This window comes from Serratia proteamaculans (assembly GCF_008830365.1).
GTDB lineage: Bacteria > Pseudomonadota > Gammaproteobacteria > Enterobacterales > Enterobacteriaceae > Serratia > Serratia proteamaculans.
Genome location: NZ_WBKI01000001.1, coordinates 1,554,598 through 1,572,231, shown reverse-complemented (window position 1 = coordinate 1,572,231; position 17,634 = coordinate 1,554,598). Strand labels below are relative to the sequence as shown.

General features: G+C 53.7%; 14 protein-coding genes and 1 tRNA gene. 10 read left to right on the top strand and 5 right to left on the bottom strand.

The window, feature by feature from the left end:
* Positions 1 to 24: 24 nt before the first annotated feature.
* Together F8R23_RS07455 and F8R23_RS07450 are read right to left on the bottom strand one after the other, a co-directional pair.
* The gene (locus F8R23_RS07455; protein ID WP_151415446.1) at positions 25 to 813 is read right to left on the bottom strand and encodes an ABC transporter substrate-binding protein; all 789 of its coding nucleotides are present in this window, start codon (positions 811 to 813) and stop codon (positions 25 to 27) included.
* Between the two features lie 36 nt (positions 814 to 849).
* Positions 850 to 2,019 (bottom strand): M20 aminoacylase family protein, encoded by a 1,170-nt coding sequence (locus F8R23_RS07450; protein WP_151415445.1) that lies wholly within the window; start codon positions 2,017 to 2,019, stop codon positions 850 to 852.
* Positions 2,020 to 2,158: 139 nt separating this feature from the next.
* On the opposite strand from F8R23_RS07450, the gene F8R23_RS07445 reads away from it, so the two are divergent.
* Positions 2,159 to 3,112: a LysR family transcriptional regulator gene (locus tag F8R23_RS07445; RefSeq protein WP_129936497.1), complete on the top strand. Its 954-nt coding sequence runs from the start codon at positions 2,159 to 2,161 to the stop codon at positions 3,110 to 3,112.
* A 389-nt stretch (positions 3,113 to 3,501) separates the two neighbouring features.
* Positions 3,502 to 5,571: a hypothetical protein gene (locus F8R23_RS07440; protein WP_129936496.1), complete on the top strand. Its 2,070-nt coding sequence runs from the start codon at positions 3,502 to 3,504 to the stop codon at positions 5,569 to 5,571.
* A gap of 488 nt (positions 5,572 to 6,059) precedes the next feature.
* On the opposite strand, the gene F8R23_RS07435 is transcribed toward F8R23_RS07440, so the two are convergent.
* Positions 6,060 to 6,135, bottom strand: a tRNA-Asn gene (locus F8R23_RS07435).
* A gap of 616 nt (positions 6,136 to 6,751) precedes the next feature.
* Between F8R23_RS07435 and F8R23_RS07430 the strand changes: the two genes are divergently transcribed.
* The 5 genes from F8R23_RS07430 (at position 6,752) to F8R23_RS07410 (ending at position 11,897) form a co-directional block, all read left to right on the top strand.
* Positions 6,752 to 7,870, top strand: a complete 1,119-nt coding sequence (locus tag F8R23_RS07430; protein ID WP_099063757.1) for a branched-chain amino acid ABC transporter substrate-binding protein — start codon at positions 6,752 to 6,754, stop codon at positions 7,868 to 7,870.
* A gap of 230 nt (positions 7,871 to 8,100) precedes the next feature.
* On the top strand, positions 8,101 to 9,015 hold the full coding sequence (locus F8R23_RS07425; protein WP_017893418.1) for an ABC transporter permease subunit: 915 nt from the start codon (positions 8,101 to 8,103) through the stop codon (positions 9,013 to 9,015).
* A 10-nt stretch (positions 9,016 to 9,025) separates the two neighbouring features.
* Complete coding sequence (gene livM, locus F8R23_RS07420) at positions 9,026 to 10,312, top strand: high-affinity branched-chain amino acid ABC transporter permease LivM (RefSeq protein WP_085117589.1); 1,287 nt, start codon at positions 9,026 to 9,028, stop codon at positions 10,310 to 10,312.
* Complete coding sequence (locus tag F8R23_RS07415; RefSeq protein WP_129936495.1) at positions 10,309 to 11,184, top strand: ABC transporter ATP-binding protein; 876 nt, start codon at positions 10,309 to 10,311, stop codon at positions 11,182 to 11,184. The genes livM and F8R23_RS07415 overlap by 4 nt, the downstream gene beginning before the upstream one ends.
* The gene (locus tag F8R23_RS07410; RefSeq protein ID WP_112348937.1) at positions 11,181 to 11,897 is read left to right on the top strand and encodes an ABC transporter ATP-binding protein; all 717 of its coding nucleotides are present in this window, start codon (positions 11,181 to 11,183) and stop codon (positions 11,895 to 11,897) included. Before F8R23_RS07415 ends, F8R23_RS07410 begins: the two co-directional genes overlap by 4 nt.
* Here the strand turns inward: F8R23_RS07410 and F8R23_RS07405 are convergent.
* On the bottom strand, positions 11,894 to 12,580 hold the full coding sequence (locus F8R23_RS07405) for an aspartyl/asparaginyl beta-hydroxylase domain-containing protein (RefSeq protein ID WP_129936494.1): 687 nt from the start codon (positions 12,578 to 12,580) through the stop codon (positions 11,894 to 11,896). The two genes, F8R23_RS07410 and F8R23_RS07405, sit on opposite strands and share 4 nt — an antisense overlap.
* A 47-nt stretch (positions 12,581 to 12,627) precedes the next feature.
* Positions 12,628 to 13,659 (bottom strand): LacI family DNA-binding transcriptional regulator, encoded by a 1,032-nt coding sequence (locus tag F8R23_RS07400; RefSeq protein ID WP_112348939.1) that lies wholly within the window; start codon positions 13,657 to 13,659, stop codon positions 12,628 to 12,630.
* A gap of 321 nt (positions 13,660 to 13,980) precedes the next feature.
* Between F8R23_RS07400 and F8R23_RS07395 the strand changes: the two genes are divergently transcribed.
* The 3 genes from F8R23_RS07395 to F8R23_RS07385 all read left to right on the top strand — a co-directional run bounded on the left by F8R23_RS07395 (position 13,981) and on the right by F8R23_RS07385 (position 17,473).
* The gene (locus tag F8R23_RS07395; RefSeq protein ID WP_112348940.1) at positions 13,981 to 15,159 is read left to right on the top strand and encodes a Gfo/Idh/MocA family protein; all 1,179 of its coding nucleotides are present in this window, start codon (positions 13,981 to 13,983) and stop codon (positions 15,157 to 15,159) included.
* A gap of 21 nt (positions 15,160 to 15,180) precedes the next feature.
* Positions 15,181 to 16,122, top strand: a complete 942-nt coding sequence (locus F8R23_RS07390) for a sugar phosphate isomerase/epimerase family protein (RefSeq protein ID WP_129936493.1) — start codon at positions 15,181 to 15,183, stop codon at positions 16,120 to 16,122.
* 160 nt (positions 16,123 to 16,282) lie between these two features.
* On the top strand, positions 16,283 to 17,473 hold the full coding sequence (locus F8R23_RS07385) for a sugar transporter (RefSeq protein WP_041418615.1): 1,191 nt from the start codon (positions 16,283 to 16,285) through the stop codon (positions 17,471 to 17,473).
* Positions 17,474 to 17,634: the final 161 nt, after the last annotated feature.

Here is a 17,634-nt window from a genome sequence, read left to right as displayed (position 1 = left end):
TGGCCCTTTTAGTCTGCCTCGCCGTTATTCACCTGCACCGTACATATCAAAATCAAAGTATTTATCGTTCACCTTCTTATAGGTGCCGTTGGCGATAATGGCTTTCAGCGCCGCGTTGAAGGCATCAAGTAATGCGCTGTCCTCTTTACGCACGCCAATACCATCGCCAATGCCAAAATATTTGCTGTCGTTCAGTTCCGCACCGGTAAAGGCGAAGTCCTTGCCGCCGGGCGTTTTGAAGAATTCACTGGCGCTGACGCTGGCCAGCAACGAAGCATCCAACCGGCCGTTGGCCAGATCCTCATTCACTTCCTGTTGGCTCTGATAGGCAACGACATTGACACCGGCCGGTCGCCACAGTGCGTTCGCATAAGCTTCCTGGCTGGAGCCCTGCTGCACGCCAATTGACTTGCCTTTCAACGCAGCCGCCGTGGGTTGCAGATCGCTGCCTTTGCGTGCCACCAGCCGCGCCGGGGCGTTAGAAACCTTGTTTGAGAAGGCGATCTGCTTTTCGCGCTGCGGCGTAATGGTCATTGAGGAGGCGATAGCGTCAAACTTTTTTGCCTGCAATCCCGGGATCATCCCGTCCCAACTGCTTTCGACCCACACGCACCTGGCCTGCATTTCATCGCACAGCGCCTGAGCGATATCCACACCGAACCCGGTCAGGGCTCCTTGCGCCGTTTTGTATTCCAGCGGCGGGAAGGTGGGGTCTATGCCCAGCTTAATCACCTTGCCGCTGAACTCCCCGCCAAAGGCGGCGAAACTGAATGCCAGTGGCAGCAATAAAACCAGGCTACTTTTTGTTTTCATTTGGTTTTCCTCAGCGAAGTGGTGTTCAAAAAGGGATTAAGCCAGGAAGCGTTCAACCAGCTTGACCCAATAAGTGGCGCCAATCGGCAAACACTCGTCGTTAAAATCGTAACCGGCGTTATGCAGCGAGTTACCGGGCGTGCTTTCCCCGTTGCCAATTGAGATATAACTGCCGGGGCATTTCTCCAGCATAAAAGCGAAGTCTTCACTGGCGGTAATCGGGCGCAGGTTGGGGATAACCCGGCTTTCACCGGCCCATTCCAGCGCGACCGTTCGCGCCAGCTCAGTTTCCGCCGCGTGGTTTACCAACACCGGATAACCCTGTTGGTAATCAATCTCTGCCCGGGCACCAAAACTGACGGCCTGTGCTTCCACCAGTGCCGTAATGCGGTCTTCCAGCCGTTGACGGACATTGGCATTCAGCGCGCGCACGCTCAGCGTCATGGTGGCAGTCGAGGGGATGACATTGCTTGCATGACCGGCCTGGATCGCGCCCACGGTCACAATCGCCGTTTCCTGCGGATCGATATTTCTGGATACGATGGTCTGCAGGCTCATCACGATGGCGGCACAGACTACTATCGGATCAACGGTATGCTGCGGCACCGCGCCATGGCCGCCGTGGCCATGCAGGGTGATGTTGACGGTATCGGCCGAGCACATGAAGGGGCCGTTGGCAAAGCCCAGTTGGCCGACCGGGAAGCCGGGCACGTTGTGCATGGCGAACACGGCATCGCAGGGAAAACGCTCGAACAGCCCGTCTTCCATCATCACTCGGGCACCGCCGCCGCCTTCTTCTGCTGGCTGAAAAATCAGGTGCAGGGTACCGGTAAAGTCAGACCGCTGCGCCAGATAACGCGCCGCCGCCAATAGCATGGTGGTGTGGCCATCATGGCCGCAGGCGTGCATCACGCCGCTATGGGTGCTGGCATAGGGCAATTCGCTGGTTTCTTCAATCGGCAGCGCGTCCATATCGGCACGCAAGCCAAGCGATTTCCCCACGCCGCGTTGCAGCGTGGCGACAACCCCGGTTTGTCCTATATGGCGCGTGACCTGATAACCCCATTCGGACAGCAGTTTTGCCACCAAATCGCTGGTGGCGAACTCGTTAAATCCCAGTTCGGGATGAGCATGAATATGGCGACGAATGGCGACCATTTCGTGCTGAACAGCGGCTATTTCAGGTAAGACCAGCGAATGAGTCATCAGGGTTTCCAACTGGAGTATTCGGTTCCCGATGCAATCAATAACCGGGAACAAGGTACTTCGGAGACTAACAAACAACCTTTTGCCCGGGGAGCCGTCGTTCGGTTATGCTGACAACCTTTGATTGTCAGGGGGCGTGATGAAACTACATCAGTTACAGGCCTTGGTCGCCAGTGCCGACGGTGGCAGCATCCGCGCCGCCGCACGGCAGTTGGGGCTTTCACAGGCGGCGGTCACGCGCGCCCTGCGTGAGCTGGAACAGCAGCAGGAACTGCCATTGCTGATCCGTACACCGGCCGGGCTGGGCTTTACGCCTTACGGGAAAACGCTGCTGGCTCACGCCCGGCTGGTGTTAAACCAACTGGAACAGGCCAACAATGAAATGGCTGGCCTGCGCGGGTTGGCGCAAGAACAGGTGAAGGTGGCGATCACGCCATGGCTGATGCTGACGGTGTTACCGGCGGCCGTGATGGCCTTTCGCAAAAAGATGCCCAGGGTAAAACTGGAGCTGTTTGAAAGCCTGATGGCCAACGCACAATCCCAACTGCGAGAGGGCACGATGGATTTCGCCATCACGCCGCTTCCGGCTTCGATGGCACCGCAGGAGTTTCATTGTGAACCATTGCTGGATTATGAAACGGCGGTGATGGTGCGCCACGGCCATCCGTTGGGCCAAAGCACCTCAGTCCACCAATTGCTGGAGCAGGATTGGGTGCTGAACTATACGCCAGAAAATTATGACGATTTAATCCACCAACTGTTCAGCCGACACGGCGCTCAGCTTGATCCGAACCGCATTATTCATGCGCATTCCCTTGGCATGCTACAGGCAATGGTGGAATCGGCAGACATGTGCACTTGGTGCCCGGCACCGTTGCTCGGACTACCGCAGTTTGCCGGACGCTTGCAACCGCTGGCGCTACAGGAAGGCTGTGACCTGGCGCGGCTGAATATCGTCACCCGGCGTAACAGCATTCTCAGTACCGCCGCCCACGCGTTGATTGATAACCTGATCCGCACCCTGCGCCAGCACGCCCGCTCCGCGCGGCTCGAGGACCGACTGATTTATGATCGGGTGAAGTTGTTGATTTAGGGGGGGGGGGTACTAAGTCAACTGGAAGAGTTTTGGTTATGATGGGGGCGTCCTGACCGTTGGCTTTGTGCCAAGAGCGGACATGAAGGAGAGATCGGAAAATTTGACTTTGTACGGAATGTACACGTCGTCATCGGCATAAATCCTGTAGAGGTACCTTAGTAAAAACCTTAGCAACTCGCATGATTTTTGAGTTTATTTAACCGGTAATAATTTAAATTTTCTTGGAAAACTATTGGCTTATAGGTATGTTTGCGCTAACTTTGCATGAGTAAAAATATGGATAAAGCAGTCTGAATCTCCACTTTTAGTCAACATTTCTTTGATAGAGTAGTTTGACAAATCCCTATCAAAGTAATAATTAGAATGCATAACTATATAAGGTAAATATGAACATTGAGACATTTGCCAGATTGATTGAAGCAACCGATGTATCTGTTTTTCGTTCAATAGCCGCAATTGTAGTACCATTGATTGGGTTAGGGGATGCCGACTACTGCGATGGACCTTACGATGGTGGTAAGGATTTTAATTTAGCAGTTATGCCTGCAAGCGGTGTAAATATAGGAATTCAAATTTCCGTAGAAAAAAAATGGCAAAATAAAATAAACTCGGATGCTATCAAGCTGAAAAAAAATTATGACACGAATATTATGTATTTCCTATCTTCACGTAGGATACCAGAAGGCACATACGCAACAATAAAAGAGGAGATTTTTTTAAAGCATGGAGTTACAATCAATAAATATGACAGCCAAGCTATTGCTACACGTTTGATAAATCATAACAAGGTAAAGGATGCACTGTTATTGATGGGGGTAAATGTTGGTCCTGCTACAGAGAAACAGAAAGAATATCTTGGTCCAAAAAATGAAGCAGTCTCTTCACTTTTATTATTCGATCAAAAAACAAAGGATCTTAGACAGCGATTTTTTCAATCGATAATAATGTCAGTGCTTTCAAGGGAGATTAATGGCTTTGCTAGGAACTCCTTACTAAATGAAATAAAGACAGTTTTTAACATTCAAGAAAATCAATTGGTACAGATCAATTCGAACATAGATAGCCTTTTGCAAGGAGGTGAAATAATAAATAAAAGAGGAGTGATTACTCTCTCGGCACCTGAAAAAGATCGATTTGCTGGACTGAAAAAAACCACAGAGCTTGAACTGGAAATATTAAAAATTGATTTCAAAGATAAAGTATCTAGTTTAGCAACAGATATTGACGATCGAATTCAAGATTTACTTGTAGATAACTTCCTAGAGTTAACAATTTATCTATCTGGGAAAAACTATAGTACTTATGACGGTGAATTAAAGCATAATGATGCTTACAATTCAATTAGAGAAATTATTGCATCGAATTTTGGTCAAGATCAAACATCTGAAATATTTAAGGAACTTTCCGCATTTTTCGCCACTTCAGATTTTGCTAAGCATGTTGCTTGTGCAAAATTATATGATGCTTTCCTAAATACAAATTCATCTCATCTTATAAATGCGTTGGGTGGAACAGAAAATCTCAATGTTTATATAGATTCTTCTGTTTTTATACCAATAATCTGTAGTTTATTATTTGATAAGGTAAAAGATAGGTTTTCACAATCAGGTTCTTCATTATATAAGTTAATTTCAAATCATAGTTTTAAAGCCATAATTCCATATGATTACATGGAGGAAGTTGCAAGCCATCTGATAGAAGCCTGTCGCGATTACAAACATATAATAGAGCAGGATGTTGATCTTTCACATTCTGGAAATGCATTTGTTAGCCATTACTCAAAATACAAGAAAAATAATGCAGATGTTACTTTTAATGATTATGTGAAAGTGTTTGGGGTCAGACTTAGTAATGTTAGCGCCGACATGTCAGATTCTTCATTTTATGCAGTAAGGGATAGATCTGTACGAGAGCTCAGCAGTATATCATCCAAATATAATTTCAGTGTGGAGAAGTTTCCAGTAGAATTTATTTCTAGTAAGATTGAAGAACTTCAACAATTTTTATCTGATGAAAATATAACAAGACCGGAGGTATTAGTAAGGCATGACGCACGAGTTATAGGTTATTTGTCAGGAGACTATGTTCAATCTGGAATAGTAAAGCTCCTTTGTACATGGGATAAAGTACACTCAAGTAAAAATCCAGATGGTAATGATGGATATTATGTCATGCATCCAATTGCAGTCATTGATTATTTTTCTCTGGCGAAGGGAAATGAAGATGTTTCTATTTCACACTTGCTTGATTTTTCAATGATGCAAGAGGAGACAGACCTCGAGTTAAGTTCAAAAATATGGGATACGATAGCCAGAATAGAGAGTGACAACCTGTCGGATGCCAGCTTGTTAATAAGTGCAAAAAACTTTAAAGAGCAATATATGATAAAGCATGCTAACGATGAAAAAGTTGCAAGTAAGCAAGTTGAGGTGGAATGGATGGCGTGGAAAAAATAAGCGATAAGATTTTCTCGCCAAAATATTTTATTAAGTAAATGGTTTACTTAAAGTTTTTTGGTTATTTTTATAAATGAGTTGTTGATGCAATTCAATAATGTTAATGCACACCTGGGACGGGATCAAAACTCCATCTGGTTTTTTACTGAATTTTAATATGGAGAATAAAAATAAACTTCACTCAACTTAAAATGTACGAAAAATAATGTAATCCAAAGAAATAAGTGTCATGCACGTAGACATCGTTCCCGGCGACTCCCCAAAGTGTTTTAAAGCAAAGTGAAAAGCATGGTACCGACACAAGAAATATCGACCGGTATCACATGACCTACAAAATCACAACTGAGGATAAAGCAGTAATGGTGTTCATTATAATCACTATCGTATGAGAGGCTCTGATTTTTGCATCTATGCCCGTTTAACCATCGCTAACCAAACCCTAAAAGCAAAAAGCCCGCTCAGGTTTCCCTGAGCGGGCTTCTCTAATATGGCTCCTCTGACTGGACTCGAACCAGTGACATACGGATTAACAGTCCGCCGTTCTACCGACTGAACTACAGAGGAATCGTGTGAACGGGGCGAATAATAGCGGGGTGGTGCGGCTTTGTCAAAGCACTAAACTGCAAGAAAAGCGCGTTTGCTGATGGAATGAGCATGTTGCGTTGTTTTTCGGCACTCATCTTGTTTATCCCTGTTGTTTATCACCACAAAATCCCCGGCGTCAGGGTTGCACCCGCCATTGCACGTTTCTGGTGCGAAGGGGGGAGGCTGCATGGGAACAACGACTGAAGTAGCAGAAAAATTTTGCGACGAGTTTGCCACCTGATCGCCCCACAGCGCCTCCTCGCGGTAGTGAATCCCCGCGTTTTGCCTCTGATATGTAGGATGAATGAACAGAAAATATGTATTGGCCGTCACAATGGCTGGATTTTTGCTTAGCTAAATTCGGGTAATGCGACTGCGCTCTCGCGCAAATTATTTTCCCCGTCTACACATAAAGTGACTGGTCCACGCCCCTGGGCGTTTCGCTATACCCGTCATACTTGAAGCTGTATCGGTGTTGGTTGCGAACACCCACCCCAGTCACTTACTTGAGTAAGCATCCTGGGGATGGATGTTCTTCCGCCTTGATACAGCTCCAATTATTTAGGGTCTAAAAACAGTGCTGAGGAATACAACAATGTCATCGAAACTTATTAAAAGTCCGCTCGCTGCTCTGCTTATCGGTTGTTTAGGTTCTGCTTTTTATGCTCAGGCGGATATTGTTATTGGCGTCGCCGGGCCGTTCTCCGGGCCGAATGCGACCTATGGCGATCAGTACTGGCGTGGTGCCTCGCAGGCGGCAGCGGATATCAACGCCGCCGGCGGGATTAAAGGGGAAAAAATCAAACTGGTGCAGGGGGATGACGCCTGCGAACCCAAACAGGCGGTCTCGGTCGCCAACCGGTTAGTGGATCAGGACAAGGTCTCGGCGGTGGTCGGGCACTTCTGCTCCTCCTCCACTATGCCGGCCTCCGAGGTGTATGACGAAGCCGGGATTATCGCCATCACCCCCGGATCCACCAACCCGCAGATCACCGAACGCGGCATGACCAACATGTTCCGCATGTGCGGCCGTGATGACCAGCAAGGAGTGATCGCCACCAACTACATGCTCAATACCCTGAAAGCCAAACGCATCGCGGTGATCCACGACAAAGACACCTACGGGCAGGGGCTGGCAGATGCCGCCAGGGCAGAGATGAACAAGCGTGGCGTGAAGGAAGTGCTGTATGAAGGGCTGTCACGCGGTGAAAAAGACTTCAACGCGCTGGTGACCAAAATCGCCTCGGTCAAACCTGACGTGGTCTATTTCGGTGGTTGCCATCCAGAAGCCGGGCCATTGGTGCGCCAGATGCGTGAGCAGGGCGTGACCGCCAAGTTCTTCTCCGGTGACTGCATCGTGACCGAAGAGCTGGTGACCGCTGCCGGTGGGCCACAGTACACCAACGGCGTCTTGATGACCTTCGGCAACGATCCGCGTCAAATTCCGGAAGGCAAGGCGGTGATCGCCAAGTTCCGCGCCAGCGGTTTTGAGCCGGAAGGCTACACCCTCTACTCCTACGCTTCGATTCAGGCAATCGCCGCAGCCTTCAGCGCTACCGGCGGCAAAGACAGCGCCAAGGCCAGCGAATGGCTGAAATCGCATGATGTGGATACCGTGATGGGCAAAAAGGCCTGGGACAAGAAAGGTGACCTGAAGGTATCGGATTACGTGGTCTATCAATGGGACGATAAAGGCAAATATCACCAACTCTAATCCATCCTCGGCGTCTTTCAAGCCACAGCGTTGTTGGCTGCATACGGTCACCCCAGTCACTTAGCGTATCTAAGTTCCTGGGGATGCGCATACTTGCCGCCTGGCTGTAACTTGAAATCCATTGAGGATTAACCCATAAGCGGATCCGCGTGTTCAGCGGGTCCGCGCCGATACTTCCCTTGGGCCGCGTCTGCACTAGCTTGCGGTCCCACCAGGCGAGACTGCTCATTATGGATGTTTTCTTTCTGCAACAGTTGATCAACGGCCTGACGCTCGGCGCGGTTTACGGCCTGATCGCCATCGGCTACACCATGGTTTACGGCATTATCGGCATGATTAACTTCGCCCACGGCGAGGTGTACATGATTTCCGCCTACCTGTGCGCTATAGGGTTGGCGCTGCTGTCGTTCTTCGGTCTGCAATCCTTCCCGCTGCTGATCCTCGGTACGCTGGTGTTCACCATCGTGGTCACCGGCGTGTATGGCTGGGTGATCGAGCGTATCGCCTACAAACCCTTGCGTAACTCCACGCGTCTGGCACCGCTGATCTCCGCCATCGGCATGTCGCTTATTTTGCAAAACTACGCGCAAATCAGCCAGGGGCCGCGCCAGCAAGGGATCCCGACGTTGCTGGACGGCGTGTTCCGCCTCAACTTTGACGGCGGGGTGATCCAAATCACCTACACCAAGGTGTTTATCCTGGTCGCCTCACTGCTGGGCATGGCCATCCTCACCTACATCATTCAGCACACCCGTCTGGGGCGCATCTGCCGCGCCACCCAGCAGGACCGCAAGATGGCGTCCATTCTGGGCATCAACACCGACCGGGTGATCTCCCTGGTGTTCGTGATTGGTGCCGCCATGGCCGGGCTTGCGGGGGTGTTGATCACCATGAACTACGGCACCTTTGATTTCTACGTCGGCTTTATCATCGGCATAAAGGCCTTTACCGCTGCGGTGCTGGGGGGCATTGGTTCGCTACCCGGCGCGATGCTCGGTGGCCTGCTGCTGGGCGTCGCGGAGGCGCAGTTCGCCGGTATGGTGAACTCGGATTACAAAGACGTTTTCTCCTTCGGTTTATTGGTAGTGATCCTGATTTTCCGCCCTCAGGGCCTGCTCGGTCGGCCAATGGTCGCTAAGGTTTGAGGGGAAAACTATGTCGCAATCTGTAGCTCACCCAGGGCTGAACGTTAAACGCAGCCTGCTGGATGCGGTGCTGGCCGGGCTGATAGCCCTGATCGTGTTCGGGCCGATCGTCGGTATCGTCCTTAATGGATACAGTTTTAACTTTGAACCGCGCCGCCTGGCGTGGATTATCGCCGCGGTAATGGCCGGGCGGCTGTTGCTCAGCCTGTTCCTGCAAACCGCGCCGGGGCGCAAGTTGTTGACGCGCTTTGACGGTGGCAATGACGGGGTGTATGTCCGGCCTATAGGGGCCAAAACCAGTCTGCGTTGGATTATTCCGTTAATGGCGGTGATCGCGCTGCTGTTCCCGTTTGTTGCCACCAAATATCTGCTGACGGTAGCGATACTGGGGCTGATTTACGTGTTGCTTGGGCTGGGGCTGAACATTGTCGTCGGGCTGGCCGGGCTGCTGGATCTGGGTTACGTGGCGTTCTACGCCATTGGCGCTTATGGCCTGGCGCTGGGCTACCAGTATCTCGGGCTGGGGTTCTGGGCGATGCTGCCGCTGGGGGCGCTGATGGCGGCACTGGCCGGCGCGCTGCTGGGGTTCCCGGTGTTACGCATGCACGGCGACTATCTGGCGATCGTCACGCTGGGGTTCGGCGAGATTATCCGCCTGGTGCTGAACAACTGGATGTCGCTGACCGGCGGTCCCAACGGGGTCTCGGTGCCTGCGCCGACGATTTTTGGCCTGGAGTTTGGCCGACGGGCGAAGGACGGCGGCGTGCCGATCCACGAGTTTCTCGGTATCGCCTACAACCCCAACCTGAAGTTTATCTTTATCTATGCCGTGCTGTTCCTGGTGGTGCTGCTGGTGCTGTACATCAAGCACCGGCTGACGCGCATGCCAATCGGCCGCGCCTGGGAGGCATTACGTGAGGATGAAATCGCCTGTCGCTCACTCGGGCTGAACCACGTTCTGGTGAAGCTGTCGGCCTTTATGATGGGTGCTTCCACCGCTGGGCTGGCCGGGGTGTTTTTCGCCACCTATCAGGGCTTCGTCAATCCCACCTCGTTCACCTTCTTTGAGTCGGCGCTGATCCTGGCGATAGTGGTACTGGGCGGCATGGGCTCGACCATCGGCGTGGTGCTGGCGGCGTTCGTGCTCACGGTGGCACCGGAGCTGTTGCGCAGCTTTGCCGAGTACCGCGTGCTGTTGTTCGGCGTGCTGATGGTGGCGATGATGATCTGGCGGCCGCGCGGCCTGGTGCGCATCAGCCGAACCAGCTTTGCGACCCGCAAGGGGGTGGAGCCATGAGCGACGCTATCCTGCAGGTTGAGCATCTGATGATGCATTTTGGCGGCATCAAGGCGCTGAACGACGTCAATCTGGCGGTGGAGCGCGGCTCTATCACCGCGCTGATCGGCCCCAACGGGGCCGGTAAAACCACGGTATTCAACTGCCTGACCGGCTTTTATCGTGCCACCGGCGGCGCGATCTTGCTCAACACCCACAAGCGGCCGACCGACGTGATCCAGGTGCTGGGGCAGAAATTCCACGCCGGGGACTGGGTTAACCCGAAACGGCTGGGCTCGCGTGTTTACTACAAAATGTTTGGCGGCACCCACCTGGTCAACCGTGCCGGACTGGCGCGCACCTTCCAGAACATCCGCTTGTTCCGCGAAATGTCGGTGGTGGAGAACCTGCTGGTGGCGCAGCACATGCTGAGCAACCGCAACCTGATCGCCGGCGTGCTTAATACCCCGGGCTACCGCCGGGCAGAAAGCCAGGCACTGGATCGCGCCTTTTATTGGCTGGAAGTGGTGGAACTGGTGGATTGCGCCAACCGGTTGGCGGGGGAGATGTCCTACGGCCAGCAACGACGGCTGGAGATCGCCCGGGCAATGTGCACCACGCCGGAGATGATCTGCCTCGATGAACCCGCTGCCGGGCTGAACCCGGTGGAGACGGCGACGCTGAGCCGCATTATTCGTTTTCTGCGTCAGCATCACGGCATCACGGTGCTGCTGATCGAACACGATATGGGCATGGTGATGGAGATCTCCGATCGGGTGATTGTGCTCGATCACGGCGATGTGATCGCCGAAGGCACGCCGAAAGAAATTCAGCATAACGATACGGTGATCGCCGCTTACCTTGGCGCGGATGAAGAGGAGCTGGCGGAATGAGCAATGTGATGTTGGAGTTTCGCAACGTAGACGTGTTTTACGGCCCGATCCAGGCGTTGCAGCAGGTTTCTCTACAGGTAAGGGAAGGGGAAACTGTGGCGCTGATTGGTGCCAACGGGGCGGGCAAGTCGACGCTGCTGATGTCGATCTTCGGTCAGCCGCGCATCAGCGGTGGGCAGATCCTGTTTCGTGGCGAGGACATCAGCCAGCGTTCCACCCATTACGTTGCCAGCAGCGGTATTGCCCAGGCACCCGAAGGGCGGCGCATTTTCCCGGACATGAGCGTGGAGGAAAACCTGCTGATGGGCACCATTACCATCGGTAATCGCTACGTGGATGAGGATTTATTGCGCATGTTCGAGCTGTTCCCACGCCTGAAGGAACGGCGTAACCAGCGGGCGATGACCATGTCCGGCGGCGAACAGCAGATGCTGGCGATTGCCCGGGCGCTGATGAGTCGGCCCAAGCTGCTGTTGCTGGACGAGCCGAGTCTGGGGCTGGCGCCGATCATCGTTAAACAGATCTTCAGCATTTTGCGGGAGCTGACCCGTGGCGGCATGACGTTGTTTCTGGTGGAGCAGAATGCCAACCACGCGCTCAAACTGTCCGATCGCGGCTATGTGATGGTCAACGGCCAAATCCGGCTGACCGGCAGCGGTGCGGAGCTGTTGAACGATCAGGAGGTGAGGAAAGCCTATCTGGGCGGTACCTAGAACTGGCGCTGGATCCAGCGCACGTTCAGCCGTACCAGTGCAATAATGCCGTTGGACAACATCCGCAGCCCGGTAGGTAAATCGCGGCGGCGGATATCCAGCAGCAGCACGGTGCGCACCCGGTCACTGTCGTTCCACACCTCATGCTCGAAGGTATCGTCCCACAGCATAAATTCCCCGTCATTGAGCCGATATTCTTGCCCGTCGACTTTCAATACGGCGGCGGGCAGGCCGTCGGCGCGTTTGGGCATCGCCAGCACCAGATAACCGCGCAGAATACCCCGGAACGGGCCACGGTGAGCGGGCACCTGCTTGCCGGGCGCCAGAAAGGACAATGAGGCTGAAAGCACGTCTGGGGAAGAAGCGATCAGGCTGGCTAATAACGGGCAGCGGGCAAGATTGCGGGGAATCGGTTGACCATAAGCCTGCATAATAAACATGCGCCAGTCACGCGCATCATTGGCGGAGATCGACGCCTGTTCGCTCATGATCTCGTGAAATCGCGGGATATTACCCAGATCCTGCGCCAGGGTCAGTGCCTCATCACGGATCTGCGGCCACTGGGCGGTAAAACGCTGTGCGTCGGGGAACAGACGCGCGCTGTCGAGCACCGGCGCACCGCTGATGCGGCGATCGTAAATGCGGCGTAATGCCAATACCGACCAATCATAGAGAGCTGACATATGACCTCAATAAGCCTGACCCGAGTTCTCGCCGTCTGTTGATATCATTATTGTTTAATATGCGACTGTCGGACGATTAATTCACCGTTATACAAGCGCTGACCACCCGGCTCAAAAGCCTGCGTCAGGCAATGAATACCATCGGCAATCAGCGACTGCATCGGCTGGCGATAAGTGGTCAACTGGTAACTGGGGGAGGCGGCCAGTTCAATGTCATCAAACCCCACCACGGCAATCGGTGCGCAGTCAGGCGTGGCGCGGATGGCGTCGATAACCCCCACTGCCAGAATATCGTTCTCACAAAAAATCGCCTCAACCCGTTGTTCTGCCGGGGTGGTTGCCAGGTAGGCCGCGAAGGCTTCCATGCCGCACTGACGTTGATAATGCGGGGCCTGCAGCAGCACGCTGACGTCGCGTTGCTTTTCCGTCAGTGCAGCGCGGAAACCGTCAAGGCGGCGTAACTGGGTGGATTCGCTCACCGGCCCAGCCAGATAGCCCATGCGCTGATAATTTTGCGTCAGCAACAGTTCGCCAATTTCACGCCCGGCCTGATAGCCGTTAGTGGCTAACACCTGGATATAGGGGCTTTCGCTATAGCGATACAGCACCACCAGTGGAATATGGTGAATATCCTGTGCCAGCGTGATTAGCCGATCGTTGAGCAGGGTGCCGAGAAACAGCAGGCCATCCACCTGCATTTGATCGGCCAGCGTCAGCACCGATTCATAGTCATGTTCCGAGGTGATATTCAGCAGCAAGGCCATATAGCCGCGGCTTTGCAACTGCCGGGTGACTTCGTCCAGCAGCGTGAAAATATGCGGGTTTTTTAGCTCGTCCGCCACCAGCCCGATGATGCGGGTGCTTTTTTTCGACAGGCTGCGCGCCAGCAGATTAGGGCGATAGCCCAATTCTCTTGCCGCGGTCTGAACGCGCAACATCGCATGGGGCGAGATCGACGCACCGTCGGTAAAGGCACGCGATACCGTCCATTTGGACACGCCGGCGCGGGCAGCCACATCACTGGCCGTCGCCTTGCGTGCAGTGGGCGCGGGGATCGCGCCGGGTTTCTTCGCCATCATCTTCGCTCGTGATGAAAAAACGTTATGGGTTCAACAGATTAGCACAGCCTTGCCGGATGCGGGAGTTGCTGCCGTCAGCGGTGGGATCCCTGGTGCAAACAGGGTGATGTCCCCGATCCTTTTAACGGTAAATTGTGATCCTGAGCGGCAGATTTATCATGGCGCATTTGACTTATTTTTAACCCTCTCCAATAGTCCATCGCAAGTGGCATTTGTTTTGCGGTCAAGTTGCCACCCAATTTTGCACCCGGGTGCATTTTAAATTTGCACCCGGGTGCAATGCGGCGGAAATATCAGAAACTTTGAGCTTCGGGAGCAACTATGTTGAATGGTGAAAGAAAAACGCCACAGCCTCTGCGTTGGGCGATGGTCGGCGGCGGGCGGTTGGGGCAGGTGGGTTATAAACATCGCTGCGGTGCATTGCGGGATAATACCGCCTTTGCGCTGGTGGCTGGGGCATTTGATATTGTGCCGGAGCGCGGCCGAGAATTCGGCGTCAATCTGGGGGTGGATGCCGATCGCTGCTATGACGATTACCGCACGCTGTTTGCTCAAGAGGCCAGGCGAGAAGACGGTATTGAAGTGGTGTCGGTGGCGACGCCGAATGGTACCCATTACCAAATTACCCGTGCGGCACTGCTGGCCGGGCTGCACGTGATTTGCGAAAAACCGCTGTTTTTTACCAGCCGGGAAGCCTATGAAATCAAGGCACTGGCGGCGGAAAAAAACCGCATTGTCGGCGTGACCTACGGTTTCTCCGGCCATCCGTTGCTGCTGCAGATGCGCGCCATGGTTGCCAACGGGCAGATCGGTGAAGTTCGCATGGTGGATCTGCAATATACCCACGGTTTTAATGCCACCGACGAGGTCGATCGTCTCAGCGATGCGCAGAAATGGCGCATTGATCCCCAAATTTCAGGCCCGAGTTTTGTGCTGGGCGATATTTCCACCCACACCTATTACCTGTCCCAACTGGTCATGCCGCAGATGCAAATCAGCGAACTGCTTTGCGATCGGCAGAGCTTTATTCCCTCGCGTGCGCCGCTGGAAGACAACGCGCTGGTGATGATGCGCTATGCCAACGGTGCGGTGGGGCGCATGTGGGCCTCATCGGTCAATGCCGGTGCCATGAGCAGCCAGCGTATTCGCATCGTCGGCTCGAAGGCCAGCCTGGAATGGACCGACATCAACCCCAGCGAGTTGAGTTACCAGGTGCAGGGGCAACCCAATCAGACGCTGTATCGCGGCATGCCCTATCTGGACGAAACCTGCAATGCCTGGGAGCGGCTGGGGGCGCTGCATACCGAGGGGTTGACCGAGTCCTGGGCCAACATCTACCTGAAATTCGCCCTGGCGATTGATGCTTGCAACCGTGGCGATCGGCAGGCGCTGGATCAACTGGTGTATCCGGACATCGACGCCGGGATCGACGGTGTGCGCTGGATTGAAAACTGCGTGCGCTCAGCCGATCAGGGTGCTCGCTGGGTAGCCTTTGAATAAACCTTTTTGCGGAGACATAACATGAAGCTTTCTTTCTGTACCGATAGTCTGGGCCACCTGCCGTTTGAAGCCATGTTGGATCGATTGGGCGAATTGGGGGTGTTTGGTGTGGAAATGACCACCGGTGGCTGGTCTTCGGCACCGCATCTGGATACCGTTGCGTTATTGCAGGACGCCGGTAAGCGCCGACGGTTACTGGCGGCACTGGAAAGCCGTGGCATGAACATTGCCGCACTGAACGTTTCCGGTAACCCGCTGGAGCCGGGGGTACTGGGTGAAAAACATCGCCACGATACCGACAACACGCTGGCGCTGGCCGCCGGCCTGGGGGTGAAGAAAATCGTCATGATGAGCGGATTGCCCCCTGCGGCTCCCGGCGACAGCATCCCCAACTGGATCACCTATACCATCAGTTGGCCGCCGACGCTAAAAAACTGCCTGGACTATCAGTGGAACGAAGTGGCAATCCCCTACTGGCAACGGCTGGTGGAAAAGGCACAGGCGTTTGGCATCGAGAAATTCGCGCTGGAGAACTTTAGTTCGATGTTGGTGTGGAACCCCGACACCTTGTTCAGGCTGCGTGATGCGGTGGGGCCGATGGTCGGGCTGAATCTTGATCCCAGCCATCTGATTTGGATGGGGGCCGATCCGATTGCCGTAGCACGCCGTTTAGGGGACGCAATCCACCATGTGCACGGCAAGGACGTAAGGCTGGAAAGGGGTGTGGTGGCCGTCAACGGGCTGCTGGAAACCCGGCCGGTGGAGCAGGTGGCGGAGCGTGCCTGGAATTATGTGGCGGTCGGCTGCGGACAGGATCTGCAGTGGTGGAAAGAGTTTTTCTCGGTGGTACGCATGATGGGCTATAACGACTGGGTGTCGCTGGAGATGGAGGATCTGACCATGTCGGTCGATGCCGGCATCAATACCTCGGTCGAGGCGTTAAAGCACTGTATCAGTCAGTAAACGGCATCTGTTGCTGTCCAGGGTCTGCCATTGTGCAGGCCCTGGATGGCAAAAGGCTGGCGAAAAAAACAGGCCAATAAAAGTGTGACGCATGTCGCATTTACCCCGCCGATTGGTTAAAATATCGCTACTTCCCGCACCCGTCCGGATCCCGTTTAACATGGAACAAACTCAGGTCTCTCGCTCAACTGCCTGGTTGCGCGTGGTCATTCTTGCCGTTTCGGCCTTTATCTTCAATACCACCGAATTCATTCCGGTCGGGTTGCTGAGTGATATCGCCCAAAGCTTCTCGATGCAGACCGAGCAGGTGGGGTTGATTATCACTATTTATGCCTGGATCGTCGCCGCCAGTTCGCTGGTGTGTATGCTGCTGACCAGCCGGATTGAGCGGCGCAAACTGCTGATCGGGGTATTTATCCTGTTTATCGCCAGCCATGTGCTGACCGCCGTGGCATGGAATTTTACCACGCTGGTGATTTCCCGTGCCGGTGTGGCGCTGGCCCATGCGGTATTCTGGTCGATCACCGCCTCATTGGCGATCCGGGTCGCACCCGCGGGCAAAAAGGCGCAGGCATTGAGCCTGCTGGCGGGGGGAACCGCGCTGGCGATGGTGCTCGGCCTGCCGCTGGGCCGTATCGTGGGTCAAATCCTCGGCTGGCGCATGACCTTTATTGGTATCGCCGTCTGTGCCACGCTGGCGTTGGTGCTGCTGTGGCGCTTGTTGCCGGTGCTGAAAAGCGAGCATTCCGGCTCGCTGGCCAGCGTGCCAATGCTGTTTAAGCGCCCGGCGTTGGTCAGCCTGTATATGCTGACCATTATTGTGGTGACGGCCAATTTTACCGCCTACAGCTATATCGAACCCTTTATTCAGACCGTGGCCGGGCTGTCGGAAAACTTCACCACCCTGATGCTGTTGCTGTTCGGTGCCGCCGGTATCATTGGCAGCCTGCTGTTCAGCCGTTTCAGCGAGCGTTTCCCGTCGGGCTTTTTCATCGGCGCCATCGCCTTATTGATGCTGAGCCTGCTGCTGCTGTTACCGGCCTCCGGTGATGAAAACCATCTGACGGTGCTGTTTGCGGTATGGGGCATGGCAATCATGGCAATTGGTTTGTCGATGCAGGCCAAAGTATTGAACCTGGCCCCGGACGCTACCGACGTGGCGATGTCGATCTATTCCGGGCTGTACAACTTCGGCATCGGTGCCGGCGCTCTGCTGGGTAACCAGGTCAGCCAGTATCTGGGTATGGGCAACATCGGCTTTGTCGCTGCCCCGTTGGCGTTGATCGCCCTTGGCTGGTGCCTGCTGAACTTTTACCGTAGTGAACGCCTGCAACACCACCAAATCCGCTAACTTCCTGTGCTCTGATAGTGGGCCGCCGGCTCACTATCAGGCATATCCCCACGGCTTAAATTTTCTCTCAGCAAAACAGATTGCTGCAGTTTTTTATGCTTAATTACCTTGCATAGCATGCTAATTAAATATTTAACTCCGACGCCGAGCCTATAGCATAG